The 253-nt window shown below is 58.5% G+C and carries 1 pseudogene; it reads right to left on the bottom strand.

Features of this window, described 5'->3' with window-relative positions:
- Nucleotides 1-253 (bottom strand): annotated as a pseudogene (locus EUU22_RS00295) (OFA family MFS transporter); the annotation flags it as partial.

The raw sequence follows: 253 nt of genomic DNA, 5'->3' as shown, positions 1-253 counted from the left end.
CCACGAAGTACACTTTGCTGCCGATGCCGGCCGCCCATGGTGCCGAGGCATAGAGCAGGATGCCGAGCAGGAAGAAGACGTAATAGGTGTTCTTGCGCCCGATCTTGTCAGAGAGTGATGCCCAGAAGAACCGTCCGCCAATGTTGAACAACGACAGCAGTCCGGTGAACCCGGCAGCGATCGCGGCGACGGCAGCCAGTTGTTCCTTGCTGAGATCGGCAAACTTCAGTTCCGGAACACCGATCAGCGAACC

This window comes from Ciceribacter ferrooxidans (assembly GCF_004137355.1).
Classification (GTDB): Bacteria; Pseudomonadota; Alphaproteobacteria; order Rhizobiales; family Rhizobiaceae; genus Allorhizobium; species Allorhizobium ferrooxidans.
The sequence above is the reverse complement of the archived record's forward strand: the minus strand, read 5'-3'. Positions and strand labels throughout refer to the sequence as shown.